The sequence below is a fragment of the Acaryochloris sp. CCMEE 5410 genome (genome assembly GCF_000238775.2).
Taxonomy (GTDB): domain Bacteria; phylum Cyanobacteriota; class Cyanobacteriia; order Thermosynechococcales; family Thermosynechococcaceae; genus Acaryochloris.
Window position 1 is genome coordinate 599,427 of the sequence record NZ_AFEJ02000002.1, and the last position, 22,266, is coordinate 621,692.

Here is a 22,266-nt window from a genome sequence, read left to right on the forward strand (position 1 = left end):
TGGTGTTCATTCCCTATATTTATCAGCCCAAAAGATTCATCTATTGCTGAGGCCAAGGCTTAGCAGAATATGGCACCCAATCTTGATGCCCCCTTCCCTTCCATCCCAGGCTATACCATCTCAGAACAGCTCCACGAAGGACATCATTCTGCTGTCTATCGAGCTTTTTCTAAGGAACAGCAGCAATCGGTCATTCTCAAGGTCTTACGGTCGCGGTTGCCCCACTTGCGGGAGCTGGTCAAATTTCGCAATCAGTTCACCCTGACGCAACATCTCAATATCCCAGGGGTGGTTAAACCACTTTGCTTGGTGCCCTGGAACAGCAGCTATGTTCTGGTGATGGTGGATCATCATGCTCTCCCCCTTCACCACTACTCCCTCCATCAGCCCCTTGATTGGCCCCAGGTGCTGGAAATAGCCCTCCAACTGGCTGATATTCTCCACCATCTCAGTCAATCGCGAATTATTCATAAGGATATTAAACCGGCCAATATCCTGATTCATCCTCAGTCTCAGCAGGTCTGGCTGATCGATTTCAGCATTGCCTCCCTCTTACCGAAAGAACGACAGGTTCTCCAAAGTCCAGGGAATTTGGAAGGGACCCTGGCCTATCTGGCCCCCGAACAGACCGGACGAATGAACCGAGGTATCGACTACCGAACCGATTTTTATGGATTGGGGATAACGCTCTATGAGTTACTGACTGGCAAGCTTCCCTTTGCTACGGATGACTGGATGGAATTGGTTCATTGCCATCTAGCGAAGCCACCACAGCCGCCCCACGAGGTGAATTCTCAGATTCCTATGTCGGTCTCCCAAGTGGTGTTGAAGTTGATGGCCAAGAATGCGGAAGACCGTTACCAAAGTGCGTTGGGGCTAAAGCATGATCTGCAACGGTGTTTAGAGCTGAGGCACGACCAGGACAGCGATGAAACCTTTGAGTTGGGGGTGCGAGATGTTTGCGATCGCTTCTTGATACCGGAAAAACTCTATGGCCGTGAACCGGAAGTCCAGACGTTGCTCAATGCTTTTGAACGAGTGGCCCAGGGGAATTCAGAGTTAGTGCTGGTGGCTGGATTTTCAGGCATTGGCAAAACGGCGGTGGTCCATGAAGTACATAAGCCCATCACCCAGAAAAAGGGCTACTTTATCAAAGGAAAGTTTGACCAGTTCAACCGCAACATCCCCTTCTCCGCCTTTGTCCAAGCCTTTCGCGGCTTAATGGCCCAGCTCCTGGGTGAAACGGACGATCGCTTAGCCCGTTGGAAAACCCAAATTCTAGAGGCTGTGGGGGAGAGTGGTCAGGTCCTACTGGAGGTAATTCCGGAACTGGAGCATATTATTGGTGAGCAGCCCGCCGTCCCAGAATTGTCTGGTCTCTCTGCCCAAAATCGATTTAATCGGTTGTTTAGCCAATTCGTCCAGGTCTTTACCACGCCAGAACATCCCTTAGTTATCTTTTTGGATGATCTGCAGTGGGTCGATTCGGCTTCCTTGGGTCTGCTTAAATTGCTAATGGTCGAAGCCCAGGCAGGCCACCTGCTTGTCCTCGGTGCTTATCGAGATAATGAGGTATTCCCGGCTCATCCGTTGATGCTGACGGTAGATGAGCTAAAGAAGCAACATGCCGCAGTCCACACCATCACCTTGGCCCCCCTTGGGCAGCTCCATGTCAATCAACTGGTTGCGGACACCCTGCTATGTGAACCAGAAGTAGCAGTCCCCTTATCTAAGCTGGTGTACCAAAAGACCCAGGGCAATCCCTTCTTTATGACCCAATTCTTGCTGGGGTTGCAGAGTGATGGTCATCTGACTTTTGACCGTGATCTGGGATATTGGCAGTGTGATTTGGTCCAGGTGCAACAACTGGCATTGACGGATGATGTCGTGGCGTTTATGGAAGCGCGACTCCAAAAGCTCCCCACTCCCACCCAAGATGTTTTAAAGCTGGCAGCCTGTATTGGAAACCTGTTTGACTTGGCTACTTTGTCACTGGTTTGCGATCGCAACTCCCAAACCGTCGCCTCCGATCTATGGCCAGCCCTGCAAGCGGGCCTTGTTATTCCCGAAAGTGCCCTATACAAGTTTTTCCAGGGTGAGAATCGAGACCTCACGGATACAGTAGCCATAACGACTTCCTACCGTTTTTTGCATGATCGGGTGCAGCAAGCCGCCTACGCTCTGATTCCAGAGACGCAAAAGCAAACCACCCATATTGATATTGGCCGATCGCTGCTCAACCGACTATCCCCCACAGAGATCGAAGACCGACTCTTTGATATCGTTAATCACTGGAATGTCGGTATTGATATCCTCAAGGATCCTACGGAACAAGAGCAGCTTTGCCAGCTCAACCTCAGAGCAGGAGAAAAAGCCAAGGGGACAATTGCCTATGATATGGCTCAGCATTACGCGGCAACGGCGGTTCAATTCCTCCATCCCCAGAGTTGGCAAACGGATTATGCCCAAACACTAGCCATCCATAACTTGTCCGCTGAAGTAGCCTACCTCAATGGCGATTTTGCCCAAGTTACTCACTGGACTGAGCAGATATTGCAGAATGTGCAGCGGTTGGATCAAACAAAAGCTTATGAAATCAAGATTCTGGCAACGGTTGCCCAAAAGCAGTTTTTAGAGGCGATTGAATTAGGGCGACAGGTTCTAAAACCGTTAGATATCGATATTCCGCGGGAGCCTGATACCCAGGAGATCCAACAGGCTCTTGACGCTACAGCTAAGCTAGTTCCTCAAGCTCAAATTCAGTCTCTGGTGGATTTACCAGAGATGACGGATCCGAAGTCCCTGGCTGCCCTGCGCATTCTCAATAGCATTGCGGTCAGCGTTTACTTGGCTCAGCCCCAGCTTTTTCCTCTGATTGTTCTTGCTCAAGTCAAACTGTCGATCTTGCATGGCAATGCCCCTATCTCGGCCGGAGCATACGCTCGCTACAGTTTGGTGCTGTGCGGCAAGGTCAATGATATTGAAGCAGGCTATGCCTTTGGTCAATTAGCCTTAACCCTCTCAGATCGGTTCGGCAATCGAGAAATCAACACCCGTGTTCTTTTGATGGTGGGGGCATTAACATTGCCCTGGCAGCAGCACTTGAATACGGCCATTCCGCTTCTGCAACAGGGCTATATCGATGGCCTGGAATCTGGCAGTCTAGAAGCGGCGGCCCTGAGTCATTACTACGAAAGTCAATCTGCATATTTAGTGGGTCAAGAGCTGGGGGACTTTGAGCAACAAACTCGGCTCTACAGCGAACATATTCGTCAAATTAAGCAGGCGGTCCATCTGCAGAATAACGAGCTTTTCCGTCAAGTTGCCTTGAACTTGATGGGAGAGGGAGACGATCCTTGGGCGTTAGCTGGAGAGGCGTTTGATGAAACGGTGATGCTGCCACAGTATCAAGCCACCAATAATCTGTTGGGATTATTCTGCTTCCATCTTCACAAACTGATGCTGTGCTATTGGTTTAATCAACCAGAGCAAGCCATAGCCCATGCCCGGCAAGGAGTGGACTATCTATCTGGGGTAACGGCTCAGGCAACCGTTCCAGTCTTCTACTTTTATGATTCATTGGCGAGGCTATCTGAGTCAGTCTCTGATAGCCATCTAGCCACCCCAGACCAGTCAGATTCCAGCTTAGATTTAGAGGTCGTTCACGCGAATCGTGCCAAGTTAGAGCATTGGGCAAAATTTTGCCCAGAGAACTTCCAGCACAAACTGGACTTAATTAACGCAGAGTATCACGCTCGCCTGGGGCAAAAGCTGGAAGCGATAGAGCATTATGACCGCGCCATTCAAGGGGCGAAGGAAAACCAGTATATCCAAGAAGAAGCCCTTGCCCATGAACTGACCGCCAAGTTTTATCTGAATTGGGGAAAAGAACAGGCGGCAGTCGGTTACTTGCAGGCAGCTTACTACTGCTATGCCCGTTGGGGAGCCACCGCTAAAACGGATGAATTGGAATGGTGTTATCCCGACCTCCTCCAACCGATTCTCCAACAGGCCAGTCAAGCATCCACCTCTTTGGGCACTTTAAACAATATTGCACCGCTGAAGCTGTCCATTCATTCGTCCACCAGCACATCTGAACCGTCCACCCAAGGCGTTAATCAAACTCTGGATCTCGCTGCCATTTTGAGATCTGGCCAAGCGCTGTCTACCAGCCTTGATCTGGATGAGCTGCTAGAAAAACTGGCTGGAATAGGGCTACGGACGTCTGGCGCAGATAGATTGAATCTTTTGCTACCGGAAGAGGACGGTTCTTGGCAAATCAGAGTCAACGCTACGCCTGAGACCACACAACTGGATGCTACTCCTCTGACCGCTCCTACTAACCTACCGATTCAACTGATTCAATACGTCAAACATACCCAGGAAGTTCTGTGTATTGATGGCTTGGAAGCAGAATTGCCCATCATTGATCCGTACCTGCAAGGCTGTCAACCTCGGAGTGTCCTTTGTCTTCCTCTCCTGCATCAAGGGAGCCTCAACGGGCTTCTGTATCTAGAGAATCAAGCAATGGCTGGGGTATTTACTTGCGATCGCATCACCGTCCTTAACTTCCTCTGTTCCCAAGCTGCGATTTCCCTAGAGAATGCCAAACTCTATAAATCGGCAACCCTCAAATCCTCCATCATCGAATCGGCGATTGATGGCATGGCGATATTAGAAGATGGCAAATATGTGTATTTGAATGAAGCCCATATCTCTCTATTTGGCTATGAAGTAGAAGAGTTGAAGGGGCAAAGCTGGGAGAAACTCTATTCCCCATTAGAGGTAGAACGCTTAAGGGAAACAGCTTTCTCATCATTGGCAAAGAAAAGGCAATGGACGGGAGAAGCAACCGCAACTTGCAAAGATGGCAGTTCTTTCGCTGAAGAAGTCAGTGGGCGTAAGCACAGAATCGGGGATGTATGGCTCAAAGAAAAACGGGTCAAGGACAATAGATCCTGTACCCGAATCAAAAACTTGTCATGAGCCTAACATCGCAATTGCCAACCGTACTAGAGCATCACGAATTTCTAGAACAGGTCGAAGCACTCAAAGAATCACCCAGCCTGAGTCAGATGGTTTATATCGTTCTGCAAATGGGTTTGTATTTGGCTCGATGGCTTCTGGAGGATGAACTCTCACGGCGAGCAAAAACAGTATTTGAATGGCCTAGGTGTAGCACCTGCGGAACCCGCTTGCACTCGAAGGGATGGGAATCTCGTCAGATGCAGACACTGGTGGGAAATATTTACTGAAAGCGACGGGTGGGTCGTTGTCCAAAAGGGTGTCCAGGTAGTCTATCAGCTCCTCTGGACCAATCCATTGGGATTACCTCTTACCAGCACAGCAGTAAAGAACTGGTGCGTCTAGGCTGCTTGTTAAGTCTATTTATGCCCTATGAACTGGCCAGTTGGATGCTGAGTCAGTGGAGTGGTTTATCCGTCAGTTCATCAAGCTTGTGGAATTGGGTGCAAGTCATGGGCAACAAAGCTTATCAGGAGCTAGAGGCTCAACTCAAAGCTCAAGCATCAGGTGAACAGGCTCCTAGTGAAGCGATTTCAGAGGTGTTGTCTGCTCTGCCTTTGGCCATTGCTGCTGACGGTGTGATGGTGCCCTTTCGCCCCACTCCGAAAACCCCCAAGGGAAAAATCCAGTGGCGAGAAGTTAAAGTCGCTATCTTAGCCCGCCTGGGAACACGGCTCACCCGAGCTAAAAAGAGTGTCCCCCAACTACTGCGTCGAAGACTGGTAGCAGTATTGGGCGATATCGACCAGTTCATCCCCTTACTGCAACTCGAAGCCCGCAAACAAGACTTTGAATCGGCCCCAAGCGTCATCTGGTTGAGTGATGGGGGGCGAGGCTTCTGGCGAGTCTACCGCACCTTGTTCTCTCACTGTGCTGTGGCAGTTCTCGATTTTTTCATGCAGCAGGCCATCTTGCACGAGCAACAAAAGTGATGTTTGGGGATGTTCGCTCTGCTCAAGCCCAAGCCTGGTTTCGGCGCTGGCGACACCAATTGCGACATGGGCAACACCTATTAGTATTGCGGTCCTTGACGATGTTGATTCACTCACAATTGTTTACGGGCAAATCTTTTACGACGTTGCTCCAGGTACAGGCTTATTTCCAGCGCCATCTGCGACACATCCAATATCGCCACTTTGAACAACTACAGATACCGCTGGGGTCAGGAATGGTCGAAAGTGCTTGTAAGTGGCTGATTCAACAGCGCTTTAAGGGGGTTGGTATGCGCTGGAGTGAGGATGGTTTCAATCATCTACTCATGCTGCGGCTTGCCTGGGTCAATCAACGGTTTGACTCCCTATTCCCAGGGGTAACCATTCCGAAGTCTAAGGCATCCCCGATCCATTAGCTACGCCCGAAGTCAGTCTATTTTTACTGGATGATGACAAGCTTATTTGTATCTGCCGAGATATCAGCGATCGCAAACGGCTTGAACAAGAACAGGCCCAGCTGTATAAATCCCTCGCCCTCAAATCTTCTGCTATCGAGGCATCAGATACTGGCATCGCAATTCTAAAGGATGGGAAATATATCTATCTCAACGCCAGCCATCTGTCCTTGCTGGGGTATGAGGAACATGAACTACTGGGCGAGAGTTGGGAAATACTCTATGACCTGGAAGAGATGGAACGATTCAAACAACAGGTTTTCCCGCTTATGGCGCGGGAGGGGCGCTGGTTAGGGGAGGCAACGGCTCGACGGAAAGACGGGAGTTACTTCTCTCAAGAGGTGAGTTTGTCGGCATTAGAAGATAACACACTGATTTGTATTTGCCGAGATATTAGCGATCGCAAACTACTGGAGCAAGATCAAGCACGATTGACGGCTGTTCTAGAAGCGACCCCGGACTACATTGGGATTGCCAGTGCTCAAGGAGAAATCCTATGGCATAACAGACAGCTTAGAACCCTCCGTTCAGATCTGGAGCGGCATCAGGAGCATCGCTCGATTGCAGATTGTCATCCCAATTGGGTCAACCAAATTATTGTTGAAGAGGCTTTACCTGCTGCGATTGAAAATGGCAGTTGGACTGGAGAGTTGGCACTCCTTGATGGGAATGGAGATGAAATCCCCGTTTCGCAAGTCATTATTGCCCATAAAGCAGTGGATGGGACCATTGAGAATTTTTCGACCGTCATGCGAGATATTCGCGATCGCAAAGCGGCAGAAGCCAATCTTCGCGCCAGCGAGCAACGATTCCGACGCGCCATCGAAGATGCGCCTTTCCCGATCATGATTCACGCCGAAGACGGAGAGATTCTGCAGATTAGCTCTACATGGACCGAGTTAACTGGTTATACCCTCGCCGACATCCCCACGACAGCGGACTGGACCCAGCGGGCCTATGGACCAGATGCTATCCGTATTCTCGAAGAAGTCATAGTATCCAAATATAGCCGAACCAAGCGTTGGGATGAAGGGGTGTTTGTTATTCGCAAACAGGATGGCGACTACTGTTTTTGGCAGTTTAGCTCTGCCCCCTTGGGAACTTCACCGGATGGACGTCGCTTAGTCGTTTCCATGGCCGTTGATGTCACTCAACGACGACAAGCTGAAGATGATCTGGAACAAGCCAATCAACAACTGGAAGAGTATTCCCAAACCCTAAAGCAGAAAGTAGAAGAACGTACCATTGCCCTCCAAGCCGCCAAAGAACAGGTTGAGAAAGCCAATGAGTACGAACAGGCACTCAACCGGATCACCAAAGACATTCGCCAAAGCCTCAACCTCAACGATATTTTTGCCACCACAACCCAAGCCGTCAGGCCCATTCTGGGGTGTGAACGGGTAACGGTTTACAAATTTGATGTGTATTGGGGCGGAAAGTTTATTTTCGAGTCGAAACAAGAGACGCTAGAACCGTTAGTTTTTAGCTCTCGTCAAGCCGAGTGGAATGATTCCTTCCTTGTGAATGAAGAAGGGAATCCCTGTGTCTTTAACACCACTTACCAGGTTGATGATATCTACGAGAAAGATCTGTCCCCCTGTCACCTTGAGGTTCTGGAGCGATTTAATATCAGAGCCTACCTGGTAGTCCCAATTTATGTCGGCCAGAAGCTCTGGGGGTTACTGGCGGCCTACAATCATTCCCAACCCCGAGCATGGCAGCCCGGTGAGGTCAGGCTATTTGAACAGGTCTGCAGTCATTTAGGCGTTGCCCTCAAGCAAGCAGAGCTACTATCAGCCATGGCTGAGTCCAAAGAAAAAGCCGATGCGGCGAACGAAGCCAAAAGCCTTTTTCTCGCCAATATGAGTCACGAACTCCGTACGCCCCTCAATGGCATTCTGGGTTATGCCCAAATCCTGCGCCGCTCAGAATCCCTATCGAATAAAGAACGGGAAGGGATAGACACCATTTATCAGTGTGGTTCCCACCTGCTGAACCTGATTAATGACATTCTGGACATTTCTAAGATCGAGGCGCTCAAACTGGAGTTGACCCCTAAAGCAGTCAATCTGCCTCACCTCTTACAGACTGTCGTCGAAATGTGCAAAGTTAAGGCTGATCAAAAGGGGATTCAATTTCACTATCAACCCAGTTCCCAGCTTCCTCAGCAGGTTGAGGTGGATGACAAGCGCTTGCAACAGGTTCTGCTCAATCTATTGGGGAATGCTGTCAAATTTACGGATCATGGCTCGGTGGCCTTTATCGTCGATGTCGCCCCCCTTTCGGAACAGCAGGTTTCCATCTCTTTCCGGGTTATCGATACAGGGGTAGGCATTGCTGAGCAAGATTTGGTCAAACTTTTCCAGTCCTTCGAACAGGTCGGTGATCAACATAAACAAGCTGAAGGGACGGGCTTGGGACTGGCCATTAGTCAGCGTATTGTCCGGCTGATGGTCAGTGAAATTCATGTCACCAGTCAGCCTCAACAAGGCAGCGAATTTTCCTTTACGGTTAATCTTCCCCTAGCGGAGCAGGGGAAGATTAACAGCAGAGTAATCCTGTGATTGTTGATTACCAAGGAAAACGGCGACAAGTGTTGGTCATCGACGATCGATGGGAAAATCGAGTCGTCCTGTCGACGTTGTTAGAATTGGTGGGCTTTACTGTCTTTGAGGCAGAGCAGGGACAGGCTGGACTCGACATTCTGAATCAGGGAACCCCCGATCTAGTCATTACTGATCTGATCATGCCAGGCATAGATGGTTATGATTTTTTAGCTACCGTTCGCCAATCTGAACCCATCAAAACGATAAAGATGATTGCGACGTCGGCAACGATTAACCAAAATGTACAGAACAGAGCATTTAAGGCGGGTTGTGATGCTTTTCTACCAAAGCCCATTGATGCACAGAATTTGTATCACACGATTGCTGAACTGCTGCAGTTGGAGTGGATTTATGAAGCTTTACCCGAGGGACAAACATCTAAACAGACTGGGTTGACCACTCCGAGTACTGATATCATTGTGCCGCCTCCGGAGAAGCTGACTGTTTTGCTGGAATATGCTGCCAGTGGTTTTGTCAAAGACTTGCGCGAACAACTCGATCAGCTGGTTGCAGCTGACACCCAGTATGCTGCATTTGCCCAACCGCTCATAATTTTATCCAAACAATTCAAGATTGAAGAGATCGAAGGGATACTTAGAGATTATTTAGGTCAATCAGACTCCAATTGATACGTTATCAACAGAGCCATCTGGGATTTGAGGATAAGCCCGTTCTGTCTCAATTTCTACTGTAATAGTGCCAGGAGATCGGCTTCCGATAGTTGGTTAATGCCTAATGATTGTGCTTTTGTAAGTTTAGAGCCAGCATCTGCACCAACCACCACATAGGATGTATTTTTACTCACAGATCCGGTGACTTTGCCCCCTGCATCTTGGATCATCTGTTTGGCCTGATCGCGTTTCAAGGTCGGCAATGTTCCGGTAATCACAAAGGTTTTCCCCAATAAGGTTTGAGGCTGAGTCGGCTCAGATACGATGGCCTCAAACTGCAGACCCGCTGCCTGTAGGCGTTGAATCAGGGTCTGGTTCGTGGGGGTTTTAAACCATTCATAAACAGATTGGGCAATTTCAGGACCAATCCCGTGGATGGTTGCAATTGCATCGCCGTCCACGGCCATTAATGCGTCTACCGTCGGATAGTTTTCGGTTAGTAATTGAGCGTTGACACTGCCCACATGCCGAATCCCCAATCCGTAGAGGACTCGATGCCAGGGCTGCTGTTTGGAGGTTGCGATCGCACTCACAATCTTCCGAGCCAGTTTCGTCCCCATCCGATCCAAGTCCATTAGTTTGTCTTCATTCAGTTCATATAAATCAGCCACAGACTGAACCATTTGGGAATCGGCCAACTGACCGACAATCTTTTCCCCTAAGCCATCAATATCTAAAGCCCCTCGGCTGACCCAGTGAATCAGCGATCCGCGCAAGATGGCAGGGCAAGAGGCATTGACACAGCGGGTCACCGCTTCCGATTCGAGCTGCACGGCAGGCTGTCCACAGCTCGGACATTCTGTGGGCATCTGGTAGGGCTGAGCACCTGCAGGCCGCAGCTCAGGCAAAACCCGCAACACTTCAGGAATAATTTCTCCGGCTTTGCGGACGACGACCGTATCGCCAATATGGATGTCGAGTTCCGAGATGCGATCGCGATTATGTAGCGTGGCTCGAGAGACTGTTGTCCCCGCTAACTGGACAGGTTTAAATTCAGCCACGGGGGTAAGGGCGCCAGTCCGTCCGACATTAACCGTAATCTGTTCGATGCGAGTGGCCGCTTCTTCCGGTGGATACTTCCAGGCAATCGCCCAGCGGGGAAACTTCTGGGTAAATCCCAGTTCGTCCTGTACCCCTAAATCATCCAGCTTAATCACCACTCCATCGGTCAAATAGGGCAGATCGAGCCGCTTTAAGGACCAGTCATCATAGTAAGTCTGCACCTCTGCCAGACTTCCGCACTGGCGTCGATTGGGATTAACCCGAAAACCGAGCTGTTTCAGGGTTTCTAAGGCTTGCCATTGGGTTTGGGGAAGGGCCAAATCATCCGTGGGGCCAGAAATATGGATCGTATAGGCGAAGAAATCCAACTTGCGTTCAGCCACCACTTTAGAGTCAAGCTGACGGAGGGTACCAGCGGCGGCATTGCGGGGATTGGCAAACTCGGCTTCTCCTGCCTGGATGCGATCGCGGTTGATTTGCTCAAATACTTGTAGCCCCAAAAACGCTTCCCCTCTCACCTCTAGCCATTCGGGGGGATGTTCAATATTCAAGCGCAGGGGAATGGAGCGGATCGTTCTCACATTTTGGGTAATCTCTTCTCCCTTGGTGCCATCGCCTCGGGTAGTGCCCCGCACCAATAGCCCATTTTCATAGGTCAAGGCCAACGCCGATCCATCGATTTTGAGTTCGGTCACATACCCCGGCTCTTGGCTGAGGTTGGGGACTAATTTATGCCAGCGCTCATCCCAGGTGTCCATATCACCTCGGTCAAAAGCATTTTCCAAACTATAAAGGGGAATCCGATGCTGAACCGACACAAACTGAGTGGCAGGACGTTCTCCCACCCGCTGGGTGGGGCTATCAGTCGTAATCAGTTGGGGATACTGGGCCTCCAAATCCACCAGCTCGTGATAAAGCTGGTCATAAATGGCATCTTCCATGATGGGAGCATCCAACCCGTAGTAGGCATAGCTTGCTTTCTGCAGCAACTGTCGCAGCTCTTGCACCCGTGCTTGATCTGAAGAGGATACTGTGTTCACAGTCCACAAAATCTCCCAAAGTATTAGGTCGGCAATTTCATCTCAGTTAGAGATATCCAGAAGCTAGGGTATATCCCACTCTGGTTTAGAAGTAAAAAAATGAACAATCACTGAAGGAATGGATTGATCGAAATCGGTGTTTTTTGCAGCTTGGCCCCGGTAGGAGGGACAAAGCGAAAGGCGTCGGCAGGAACTGCAAGGGGATTGGTGTATTGAATCACCTTCTCCTGAATATTGAAGTCCAAGGTTTGGGGATTCTGACTGGCCATTTGCAAGTACTTAATTTCAGAGGTCAACTCATCTATAAAGGCCTGCAGCTGATAGCCTTTCGTTTGATCCAAATAGGAGTAGGTGGTGTATTGAGCCCCCTCTAACCGTTGGGTATCAGACTTGAGTCCAGCCTTATCCGGTGCAAACTTAGATTCCAAAATCTCCACCAGCTTGTCTTCTGGCACATTCACCAACAAGGCAATATTGTCTTTCCCAGCGCTATTACGGATGGTTGAAAACAACCGAGACAGCATACCCGAGAGAAAGTTATCATTGGCATCTTGGAACTGTTGATAGTCACGAACCGAGTAAACATTTTTACTGAGATCGTGGGTCCAAACGTGTTGACCGTCTGAGACTAACAGATATTCTCTCCCCACTTCCCCCGTTTGGTCCCTAAAGCTAATCTTGGTTCTGAACCGGTTAGGCTCTTCTGAAATGGTTTGGATTTGAGCCACTGAAACGAGATCTGCCCCAGGCGTTTTAGCCTCCAGGGTCAATTCTGATTGGAGCAAATAACGATCGTTGGCTAAGAACTGGCGCATGGCCCGAACAAGCAGGCCATAGTCAACCGTTTTCTCTGCTGGATGGACAAAGGGTTGGGCAACGGGTGTCAAAAGAGGGGAATGAGACCGGGACCAAGCAGGTTGAACCAGCAATCCCACCATAAAAGCTGACAACAAGCAAACCTGACGCTGATAGCCAAAAAGTTTCGTCATATCCATCAACCACCTACGCCAGCTATCACCTACCGTTCTAGCCTGGATTTTTTGCCGTAGCCAGTCGGGCTTTGGCATAGGATGCCCTATTGCTACCCTGCTTTTTTCAGGGGTTGACGATTCTTTTGGGTGCGAATTTGCTGTCGTATATCGGAATAAGCATAGGCTCTGCCGTCCCCCTGCTTCTGCATATGCCTGATCACAAATTCTTGATTGTCCAGGTAGGCCCCAACGCCAAATTGTTCAGCTGCATTTTTAAAGGCATCAGCAATCGCTCGTTCAATGGGTGTGCCATAGGTTTGCTTTTCGGGATAAGCTTTGTCGTTTCCCACACCTTCTCGGGTTAATCCCTCTAGGGTGAGCTGACAACGCACCACCACATATTCCCCAACGATCACAGGATCGCTATAGGAAACGGACCAGTCTGGACAAACCTCATTGAGTCGTTTGCGAATTCGCTGCCAAGGGATAAAGAACCACTTACCGCCTCCTGGCAGAGTTCGATCTTGATGCTCTGCGGCGGGGAAGGGAGCTTTGAGTTGGTCTAGAAGTTCAGTCTTCATGACTTCGATAGCTTTATAGTATAATTGTACTATATTATACCCATATAAATACAGTGACAATAAGCAAAATACCGAAACCATTTATCAGTCTTTGGTCGATGATTCCTTAAGGTTTATTGCAGAATCCACTGAAACCCTTTTTGTTGTGTGAACCTGAAGATTAGTAAATTTAAGTCAAAAAAGCTTAAGAAGCCTGACAAATGGAACAACAGCAAAAACAAACAGTGGTGGTTACCGGAGCGTCTTCAGGCGTCGGTTTATATGCAGCTAAAGCCTTAGCCCTCACCGGTAAGTGGCACGTGATTATGGCGTGCCGCAATTTTCTGAAGGCAGAAACGGCTGCCCAATCTGTAGGCATTCCCCGCGACAGCTACACTGTCATCCATCTTGATCTGGCTTGCTTTGAGAGCATTCACCGATTTGTAAAAGACTTTCGGGAAATGGGCCGTTCTTTAGATGCTCTCGTCTGTAACGCAGCTATCTATATGCCCCTGCTTAAGAAGCCGCTGCATACAGCAGAAGGGTATGAGCTAAACGTAGGTACCAACCATTTGGGGCATTTCCTGCTCTGTAATCTGATGCTGGAAGATTTAATGCGGTCTGGGTATGATCAGCGCCGTCTGATTATCCTCGGAACCGTAACCGCCAATCCCAAAGAGCTGGGCGGCAAAATCCCCATTCCTGCACCGCCTGATTTGGGCGATATGAGAGGTCTGGAAGCTGGCTTCAAAGCGCCTGTCTCCATGATTAATGGCAAGAAATTTAAGCCCGGTAAGGCCTATAAGGACAGCAAACTTTGCAACATGCTGACCATGCGTGAACTCCATCGTCGTTATCATGATTCTACGGGAATTACCTTTAGCGCCCTCTATCCTGGATGTGTGGCGACCACAGGATTATTCCGCGATCATTTCTCTCTCTTTAGATTCCTATTTCCAAAGTTCCAGCGCTTTATCACCGGTGGCTTTGTCACGGAAGAACTAGCTGGCACCCGAGTGGCCCAGGTCGTTTCTGATCCACTTTTCGGCAAGTCTGGTGTGTACTGGAGCTGGGGGAATCGCCAGAAGGAAGGTCGCCCCTCCTTTGAGCAAGAGATGTCTAACGAGTCTTTAGATGATGCTAAAGCACAACGACTTTGGGACTTGAGTGAAGGTCTGGTGGGTCTCTCCAGCCAAGATACCTCCATGCCCCAGATGAGTACCTCTCACTAATTCAGATCTACTTTGGCATCAAAAACAGAGCGCCGCGGAATCCCACGGCGCTCTTCCGATTTAAACCAGACGAATGGCCTAATGAATCAGACTTACAGTTTAAATTAACCCAGGACAACAGAACTCAGAAACGCAGCTCCCATACCGCTCAGGATAAATCCGGCAAATCTTAAATTCAACAAACCTTGGCTCTGATTCTTTTTCTGAATGGCTTTACCCATGGTCCAGGCCACTAGACTAATTACTAGCTGAATGGAGACAAACCCGAGCAAGTAGGACAGGGTAGGCGTCATCTCCGCACCAACAATGGCTTCACCATAGGCATAGCCATGAAACACACCTGCAGCTGCACCCAGCAGCGATATCAACCAAATATTAGTTTGTAATCCTCGGGCTAAGACTAAGCCAAATGCTAGGACTGAAGCGGAAATAAACAATTCAGGAGCAGGCAAATCGAGGGCCTGTAAATGGATGCCTGTGCCTGCTAGGGACCCTAGTACAAATACTATCGGTACCAGCACCCCTTTGCGCATCAAGGCCGCCACCAGGCCAGCAGCAATCACAAAGGCCAGATGATCCATGCCAATCACGGGATGTCCCATCCCAGACATAAACCCTTCAAAGGCATTGGCTGGTAACCGCCCACCCAAAGGATGATGGGCGAAAACCGGGGAAGAACAGGTCAGTAAGGTGAGGATCCCTAGGGTAATGCCCAGTCCTAGCCGACGGCTAGTGAAGGGGCTGCGGGATCGGGTGGAAATGGTCATCGATTGGCTTTCCTCAGATAGATGATGCAACTTCAATAGGGGGCTATCCCTTACAATCCAACAGTTGGGCCAGTTGGGCCTCTAGTTCACCAGCAGCAATGACCCCAGACTCAACGGCTACTTTTTCTAAAGCGGTTAACCAACATTGATAATAGTCCCATTCCGGATCATCTAGGGAATGGGTGGTTTCCCACTCATCGATGGTCTCGATTAAGGTTTGGCGGAAGGCTTCCCATTCAAAATGCCCCTGTTTTGAGAGGGCAATGGCGACCCCAAAGGCCAGCTTTTCCCAATCCCGTGCGAAATGAAGGTGACCGTCTTGGCGGGGAGGAGCTTCTTCGGGCGACCCCATCAAACTGGTTGCGGCAAAATGCTCAAACTGGGTAAACATGACTGTCATCCTCCTCCTAGACTTGCACGGTGGCAACACCCATCATGGCTTCTGGCGTTAGTAGATCAGCCAATTGGGCCTCGTTCATACCCTCAGTCCCCGCTGGCCGCATGGGCAAGACCCACCAGCGAATCTGAGCACTGCTATCCCAGACTCGTACCTCTACAGAATCGTCCAGGGTGACGCCAAATTCTTTGAGGACCACACGGGGTTCTCTGACCACCCGTGCCCGGAACGTTGGATCTTTAAACCAGTAGGGGGGTAAGCCCAAGGTGGGCCAAGGATAGCAAGAGCATAAGGTACAAACAATAACGTTATGGACCTCGGGGGTATTCTCGACAATCCGCATATGCTCCCCTTCCGCCCCGGACATGCCTGCAGGAAAGTCTAGTTCTTGGCAGGCGGCATTACAATCGGCCAACAGCCGCTGTTTGAATTCCGAATCCACCCAGGCTTTGGCCACCAACTTGGCTCCGTTAAACGGCCCCATTTCCGTTTCAAAGTAGCTGAGGATTTGATCGACGGTCTTGCCAGTGATAATCCCTTTTTCGATCAGCAAGGATTCCAAAGCCTTAACCTTGGCAGCACTGTAAGTTTCCCGATCGGCGCCATATTTAAATCCAGGGTAATTGCTAGGCATAATCTAGGCGGCTTCCAAATAAACTTCAAAAATATCGTTGTAGTAAACAGAATTGGGCTCAGTCAGAGATTCAGGCCAAATATCTTGGGGCTGGAACAGCAGGCTATACACCGGCATGGGCGTACCAATCCCATCTTCAGTGGGGAAGAAGTAGGTAAAGGCCCCTTCATAGACCAAGACCACCACCGCTTCTCTATCTCGCAACTGCCCAGGCAAGCGACTATGGGCACCAGGATGAACATTTTTGACTTTGACGCGATCCCCCACTTTAAATTTGGGCGGGGCCGGGGCGGGCCGCATCGGTGAGTCCCCTTCTCGCAAGTATTTATCGACCTGGGTATCGATTCCAGCTTTGCCACCCTTGGGGAGGGGAGCGGCAGCTTTCGTGCTGTCTTCTAAAAACTCAGCGGTGCGGGTATCGAGTTCTTCTTGGGTAATGTAGCCTTCTTCCACAAAGAAGCCCGAAATCCCCCCCAGCCATTTTTCGTAATACCGTAGCCGGAAATACTCAAAGGGATGCATGGCTTCAGCCCCTTTGCGCAGATGCCCCCAGGTCCAGAAGCTCTTAAATTGGGTGGGGACTTTGGCAATCTCATAATTCGGCAGAGCGGTATCCAGGTGATTGCTCAGGGCCATCATGGCAGTGTGGATACCGAAGATCCGCTTTTCCCAGGGTTCCACAAATACTTGTTTTTCAACGTTAATGGGATCGAGCCCTTCGAGGCCCCCTAGATTGTGCTGTAGTTTCATGCGTATACCTCTGCAGTTAAGGCTGGGGAAAGGGGCTGGGCCAAACAGCTCTGAAAACCAGTACGCAGTTTGGTTTCATCAAGATTTCTGCCGATAAAGACCAATTCATTGCGGCGGGTTTCCCCCGGACGCCAGGGTTTACCGGGCCTGCCGTCTAAGGTCATATGCACCCCTTGAAAAACAAACCGACGATCGGCGTTATCCATATCCAAAATGCCTTTCATCCGAAACAGATCGGGGCCGCGAGCTTGAACGAGCTGGTAGAGCCATCGATTGAGTTTGACGCTGTCTACGGTGCCCGTCTCGGTAATGGCAACAGAGGAGACGGTTTGATCATGTTCGTGGGCATCTTCGTCTAAAAACTCGGGGTCGATGCTGAGGGCATGGCTGAGGTTAAAGGCTTGGACCCCCAGAAGTTGAGTGAGGTCCATCTTGCAGTGGGTGGTGGGATGTAGGGTTGCGATCGCATTGATGCTCCTTACCTGTTGCGTCAGGGCCGTCAGAATTTCCGGTGAGACCAAATCCTGCTTATTCAGCAAAATCACATCCGCAAAAGCAATTTGCTCTTGGGCTTCACTACTCTCCCAGTGGTCCCAAATATGCTTGGCATCTACGACGGTGACGACGGCATCGAGTTGGGTTTGCCGCAGCATCACTTCATCGACAAAAAAGGACTGGATCACGGGGGCTGGATCGGCAAGGCCCGTCGTTTCAATCACCAAGTGATCAAAGCGGTCTCGCCGCTGCATCAGGTTGCCAATAATCCGAATTAAGTCTCCGCGAACGGTGCAGCAGATGCAGCCATTGTTCATTTCAAAGACTTCTTCATCGGCATCAATCACCAACTGATGATCGATACCGACCTCACCAAATTCGTTGACAATCACCGCTATCCGTTGATGGTGCTCTTCTGTCAGAATGCGGTTCAGTAGAGTGGTCTTTCCTGCTCCCAAGTACCCCGTCAAAACGGTAACCGGAATCTTTTGGATCAATGCCATTGTGTTCTCCTGCCCTAACTCAATACCGTCATGACTCGAAATCCAATCGTCCGGTTGAGGGCATTGGGGTCATAACCGGAACGGCTGGCCGAGCGCAGTCGCTCTGGAGGATCTAACCAGCCCCCACCCCGAATAGACCGCTGTGCCAGGGTATTTCGAGCATCGGTTCTTTGCCACCGATCCGCACACCATTCCCACACGTTGCCGTGCATGTCGTGTAACCCAAAAGCATTCGGGGCAAAGCTGCCTACGTCCAGGGTTTGTCGCCGATACGTGCCTGCGGCTTCTCCTGCATAGGTGTATGTGCCCACATAGTCGGCCCATTCGCTGGTGATAGTTGCTCCGGTATGGAACGGGGTCTGGCTACCCGCCCGACAGGCTTGTTCCCACTGAGCTTCTGTGGGTAATTGGTAGGTCCGTCCCGTTAGATGGCTGAGGCGAACACAGAATTCGACCGCCTCTAGCCAAGAGATACTCTCCACTGGACGGCGAGAACCCTGAAAATGGGAGGGGGCAGGATCCAGTTCTCGCTTTACTTTTGGTAACGCTGCGACTGCCGCCCACTGGGCTTGGGTAATGGGACATTGACTAATAAAAAAGGCTGGTTCGCTAGTATGCCGAGCTTGGGCGAAATTGCGATGTTTAGAATGAACCCATCTGACCCAGGATTGACTAGATGGGATGGCTACCATGTTTAATGCTTGTTGAGAATCTAAGGACTCTAAAAAAAACTGGTTACTTAGCTTTTGAAGACCAACTAACTGCCCCTTTCGATTAATTTTTGGTGTCTCATACTCAAAGTTCTGTAAATCAACTGAAGTTAAGGGTTGTGATTGAAAAAACTTTAAATCCTGAAGCTTACCCTGTATTGAACAGGCAAGAGAAATACTTCCAAGTCCAGCAAACTGAAGGAATCTGCGACGTTTTACCACCAAACTAAACCTCCGAATATGGGGTTAACAACTGTCAGCAGGCTTAATAAAGAAGGGATCTTAGTCTAGATAAAACTTTTTAATAATAATGTTTTTTATAGAAGACTGATAATACCAATATTTTATTTTTTACCTGTAGTGAATGTAAGAGAATTACAGCAAGCTTTATGTATTACCTGATACGTTCTCTCGTTATGTCATAAAAGTTCAATAATAATGAACAGACTTCATGCTTGTATTCAGCAAATAAAGGCGGGCTTCAATTATGTCGAATTAAGATGCTAATTGATTTCTTGCATTGGCTTTTTGAACCGTTTGAACGGTGTGCAGAGGCGGGTATCTGCATGGACTGACGCTGTGTTTTAACTAGATGCTTTGATATTGAGGCATGATGGCTACAGCGCTGCCTTTATTGAACGGGTGTAGGCACAGGGAATGATGATGAAAATTTGTCTATGCAGTCTGGGGATACTCCTTTTATCGGAGTCAGTCCTTGCAACCCCCTGTAAAATTTCTCAGAGTGTTTACCGAGATGCTGACGGCAAAGGTTTTGAATTAGTGTTTGGGGTTCCAAAAACCGGATCACCCTTTCTAGCCTCGGCCACGATCCAACATTCCCAACAAGATCCGCTGTATCGATTTAACCTAACCCAGGCGAATGGTTATGGCTCCATCTCATTACTATGGCAGCCAAAGACTAAACAACAAATCCAAAGCTTCCGCTTGAACTTTTTTAGCCCAGACTTTAAATCAGCGACTCCTGTGATCTTTGGACGAGAGCCGCAAGCCCCAAAGTATGCCTTTATTACAGACTTAGGAAGTTTTGACTACTATCAACGTCGAGGTCAAATCTCAGACCAAACCCCACCCCAAATCGTAGACATGATGTGGGTTCATGATCGCTGTGTGGGCAGCAATTAACCCTGAGGATATTGGTAGAGTATTCTCGCCTGCTGAACGGTGATGGTTTCGCCTTCTACAAAGGTGGCTCGCTCTATTTCGACCAGCCCATAATTCTCAAATTCAGCCAGTTCCAAGGGGGACAAGGGCCAGGGAGGTCCCTCACACGCTTGTTCATTGGCACGAATTCGGGTCACAACGAGGAGCTGACCTGTTTTGGCAACGAGCGGTGCGATCGCACCCACGACTTGTGGACGTAAAGGGATGGGCAACGCTTGAATATTGCGGCATTCATAGACCAAATCAAACGCCTGGTTCCAGTCGGGATCTAGGTGAAAAAGATCGGCGACTTGGTAGTCCACTGCCGAGTTCGGGAAGCGTTGATGGCACCATGCGATCGCAGTGGGTGATACATCAAACGCAGTCACCTGATACCCATAGTCTTGTAGAGCCTCAGCGTCATTTCCCAACCCACAGCCAATCACCAGGGCTTTGCTCTGAGCTGGGGGTTGGGGTTGTTCTGGTAGCCAAGCTTGTAAATAAGGATGAGCCGTGGCTTTGGCCCAAGGCACTTGATCTGCATTGCCATTGGCTTGAGCATATAGAGGTTCAAACCAAGCATAGGGCTGGTTTTGGGCTTGGGCTTCGGAGGCTAAAGATTTAACCCGATTTTGCACAGAGTGGGGCTGTTCTTCAAACATATTCTTTTAGGGTTTCTTCTCAAGTATTGCAGGGCAGACTAGTAATGAATGATCGAACAAACCAGCTTTGGGGGCAGGTATGGCGAATTCAGAGCATTTTCAGATTCTGGAGAAAGGGACAGAAGCCTGGAATCAATGGCGGCAGGATAATCCCACGGTTAGTCCAGACTTACAAGCAGCCAATCTCAGCGGGAAAGACTGTTGCGAGATTAACCTCAGTGGAGCCAATCTTACCCAAGCCAACCTTAGCCGTACTTTTATTCGTTGGGCCAATCTCAGCCAAGCCCAACTGGTCGGCGCACAGCTAACAGGTACAGATTTAAGCGGTACCAACCTGGAACATGTCAATCTCAGCCAAGCCAACCTGCAAGGGGCAACCATGCGCTGGGTCGACCTCTCCTTTGCTAATCTGACCCAAGCCAATCTTCAGGGAGCAACCTTGAGTGGTTCCAATCTTTGTCATTCCACCTTAGCGGAGACCGATTTCAGACGGGCTGAATTCCGCTGGGCCGATTTGCGAGGGGCTGACCTATTGGAGGCTGACTTAACTTGGGCCGATCTGCGAGGGGCTGACCTGAGAACGGCTGCCCTTGAATCAACAATTGCTATTGCGGCAGATTTCACTCAAGCCATTTTTACGGGGGCTTGTCTGCAAAACTGGGACATTAGTATCGAAACTAAGCTTGATGATATTGAGTGCCTCCATATTTATCTACAGGCTGACCAGCAGGATCGTCATCCATCCGAAGGAGACTTTACCCCTGATGCATTTAGAAAGCTCGTGCAACCGAAGCTAGCAACCCTCGATTTGATCTTTATGGATGGTATTGATTGGCTCGCTTTTTTGCAGGCGTTTCAATCGCTATGTACCAAATTTAATCAGGACGAGATTGAGATTCGCGATATTGAAAAAAAACATGGCGGGACTTATAGCATTCGCCTGAAAGTGGATAACCATTCAGATCTGGAGAATATTGAATCGTTTATCAAACAAGCTTATGATGAACAGCTTTTAACGGCTGGCAAGGTTTGACGCAGAATGTTATCAAGATTGTTGTGTAAATTAACATATTCAAGCATCTATCACGCAAAGACCATTTTTTTAGTTAAATGGGTTGCTTTTTATCCCAAGGCGAATAATGCTGATATTGATGCAAAAATCGTATTCTTCTTGGAAAAATTGCAATTCTCGGTATAAATTATTCCGTGATTAATAGAGGGGATAACTATGGGTGCATGGGGATATGGCAACTTTGAAAATGACGATGCGATGGACTGGGTAGCTGACCTAGAAGGCTACTCAGACGATGGCATGATCATTGATACGCTCAACACCATTATTGACCAAGCAGATGACTATCCCGAAGCTCCAGAATGTTCAGGCGCTGTAGTAGCAGCAGAAGCCGTTGCAGCCCTTTTAGGAGAACCCCACGAAGATTGCCCAGATGAAATTGATGCATGGGTTGAGGAGCGCACCTCCCCTTCAGCAACGTTGGTGGCTAAGGCAAGGCAAGCGGTGGAAGTGATTATGTCTAATTCTGAGCTTAAGGATTTATGGCAAGAATCCGAGGATTTTGAGGCGTGGCAATCGAGCTTGGAAGATTTACTAACGCGATTGCCATATTGATATAGTTACCATCTGAAACAGTAAAGACATCTGTAAATGAATCAGGAGGGCACCCTCAATTACTTG

At 49.3% G+C, this 22,266-nt stretch carries 17 protein-coding genes and 1 pseudogene; 8 read left to right on the top strand and 10 right to left on the bottom strand.

Features of this window, described 5'->3' with window-relative positions; translation table 11 throughout:
• The first annotated feature begins 69 nt into the window (after positions 1–69).
• The 4 genes and pseudogenes from ON05_RS23580 to ON05_RS23595 all read left to right on the top strand — a co-directional run bounded on the left by ON05_RS23580 (position 70) and on the right by ON05_RS23595 (position 9,647).
• A complete protein-coding gene (locus ON05_RS23580) occupies positions 70–4,986 on the top strand; it encodes an AAA family ATPase (protein WP_262562322.1) in 4,917 nt (1,638 codons plus the stop codon).
• Positions 4,983–6,373: pseudogene (locus ON05_RS23585) on the top strand (ISKra4 family transposase). The gene ON05_RS23580 and the pseudogene ON05_RS23585 overlap by 4 nt, the downstream one beginning before the upstream one ends.
• 134 nt (positions 6,374–6,507) lie before the next feature.
• Positions 6,508–8,976, top strand: a complete 2,469-nt coding sequence (locus tag ON05_RS23590) for a PAS domain S-box protein (RefSeq protein WP_262562489.1) — start codon at positions 6,508–6,510, stop codon at positions 8,974–8,976.
• A complete protein-coding gene (locus ON05_RS23595; protein ID WP_010471708.1) occupies positions 8,973–9,647 on the top strand; it encodes a response regulator in 675 nt (224 codons plus the stop codon). Before ON05_RS23590 ends, ON05_RS23595 begins: the two co-directional genes overlap by 4 nt.
• 56 nt (positions 9,648–9,703) lie before the next feature.
• Here the strand turns inward: ON05_RS23595 and ligA are convergent, their stop codons facing one another.
• The 3 genes from ligA to ON05_RS23610 all read right to left on the bottom strand — a co-directional run bounded on the left by ligA (position 9,704) and on the right by ON05_RS23610 (position 13,283).
• A complete protein-coding gene (ligA, locus tag ON05_RS23600) occupies positions 9,704–11,731 on the bottom strand; it encodes an NAD-dependent DNA ligase LigA (protein WP_010471707.1) in 2,028 nt (675 codons plus the stop codon).
• A 107-nt stretch (positions 11,732–11,838) separates the two neighbouring features.
• Positions 11,839–12,798 (bottom strand): hypothetical protein, encoded by a 960-nt coding sequence (locus ON05_RS23605; protein WP_039779579.1) that lies wholly within the window; start codon positions 12,796–12,798, stop codon positions 11,839–11,841.
• 14 nt (positions 12,799–12,812) lie between these two features.
• On the bottom strand, positions 12,813–13,283 hold the full coding sequence (locus ON05_RS23610; RefSeq protein WP_010471704.1) for a Rad52/Rad22 family DNA repair protein: 471 nt from the start codon (positions 13,281–13,283) through the stop codon (positions 12,813–12,815).
• A 200-nt stretch (positions 13,284–13,483) separates the two neighbouring features.
• Between ON05_RS23610 and ON05_RS23615 the strand changes: the two genes are divergently transcribed.
• Positions 13,484–14,494: a protochlorophyllide reductase gene (locus ON05_RS23615; protein ID WP_010471703.1), complete on the top strand. Its 1,011-nt coding sequence runs from the start codon at positions 13,484–13,486 to the stop codon at positions 14,492–14,494.
• Positions 14,495–14,598: 104 nt separating this feature from the next.
• Here the strand turns inward: ON05_RS23615 and ON05_RS23620 are convergent, their stop codons facing one another.
• The 6 genes from ON05_RS23620 to ON05_RS23645 are packed head-to-tail and all read right to left on the bottom strand — an operon-like array spanning position 14,599 to position 18,732.
• Positions 14,599–15,261 (bottom strand): HupE/UreJ family protein, encoded by a 663-nt coding sequence (locus tag ON05_RS23620; protein WP_010471701.1) that lies wholly within the window; start codon positions 15,259–15,261, stop codon positions 14,599–14,601.
• A gap of 43 nt (positions 15,262–15,304) precedes the next feature.
• A complete protein-coding gene (locus ON05_RS23625; protein WP_010471698.1) occupies positions 15,305–15,652 on the bottom strand; it encodes a nitrile hydratase accessory protein in 348 nt (115 codons plus the stop codon).
• 16 nt (positions 15,653–15,668) lie between these two features.
• The gene (nthA, locus tag ON05_RS23630) at positions 15,669–16,292 is read right to left on the bottom strand and encodes a nitrile hydratase subunit alpha (protein ID WP_010471697.1); all 624 of its coding nucleotides are present in this window, start codon (positions 16,290–16,292) and stop codon (positions 15,669–15,671) included.
• 3 nt (positions 16,293–16,295) lie between these two features.
• Complete coding sequence (gene nthB / locus ON05_RS23635) at positions 16,296–17,042, bottom strand: nitrile hydratase subunit beta (RefSeq protein ID WP_010471695.1); 747 nt, start codon at positions 17,040–17,042, stop codon at positions 16,296–16,298.
• Positions 17,039–18,040, bottom strand: a complete 1,002-nt coding sequence (locus tag ON05_RS23640; protein ID WP_010471693.1) for a GTP-binding protein — start codon at positions 18,038–18,040, stop codon at positions 17,039–17,041. The genes nthB and ON05_RS23640 overlap by 4 nt, the downstream gene beginning before the upstream one ends.
• A gap of 14 nt (positions 18,041–18,054) precedes the next feature.
• On the bottom strand, positions 18,055–18,732 hold the full coding sequence (locus ON05_RS23645; RefSeq protein ID WP_236618899.1) for a formylglycine-generating enzyme family protein: 678 nt from the start codon (positions 18,730–18,732) through the stop codon (positions 18,055–18,057).
• A gap of 675 nt (positions 18,733–19,407) precedes the next feature.
• Between ON05_RS23645 and ON05_RS23650 the strand changes: the two genes are divergently transcribed.
• Positions 19,408–19,893, top strand: a complete 486-nt coding sequence (locus ON05_RS23650) for a hypothetical protein (protein ID WP_262562323.1) — start codon at positions 19,408–19,410, stop codon at positions 19,891–19,893.
• Here ON05_RS23650 and ON05_RS23655 read toward each other — a convergent pair.
• Complete coding sequence (locus ON05_RS23655) at positions 19,890–20,573, bottom strand: bifunctional 2-polyprenyl-6-hydroxyphenol methylase/3-demethylubiquinol 3-O-methyltransferase UbiG (protein ID WP_010471687.1); 684 nt, start codon at positions 20,571–20,573, stop codon at positions 19,890–19,892. The two genes, ON05_RS23650 and ON05_RS23655, sit on opposite strands and share 4 nt — an antisense overlap.
• Before the next feature lie 79 nt (positions 20,574–20,652).
• On the opposite strand from ON05_RS23655, the gene ON05_RS23660 reads away from it, so the two are divergent.
• Positions 20,653–21,606 (top strand): pentapeptide repeat-containing protein, encoded by a 954-nt coding sequence (locus ON05_RS23660; RefSeq protein WP_010471685.1) that lies wholly within the window; start codon positions 20,653–20,655, stop codon positions 21,604–21,606.
• A 195-nt stretch (positions 21,607–21,801) separates the two neighbouring features.
• Positions 21,802–22,200: a DUF4259 domain-containing protein gene (locus ON05_RS23665; RefSeq protein WP_010471683.1), complete on the top strand. Its 399-nt coding sequence runs from the start codon at positions 21,802–21,804 to the stop codon at positions 22,198–22,200.
• Positions 22,201–22,266: the final 66 nt, after the last annotated feature.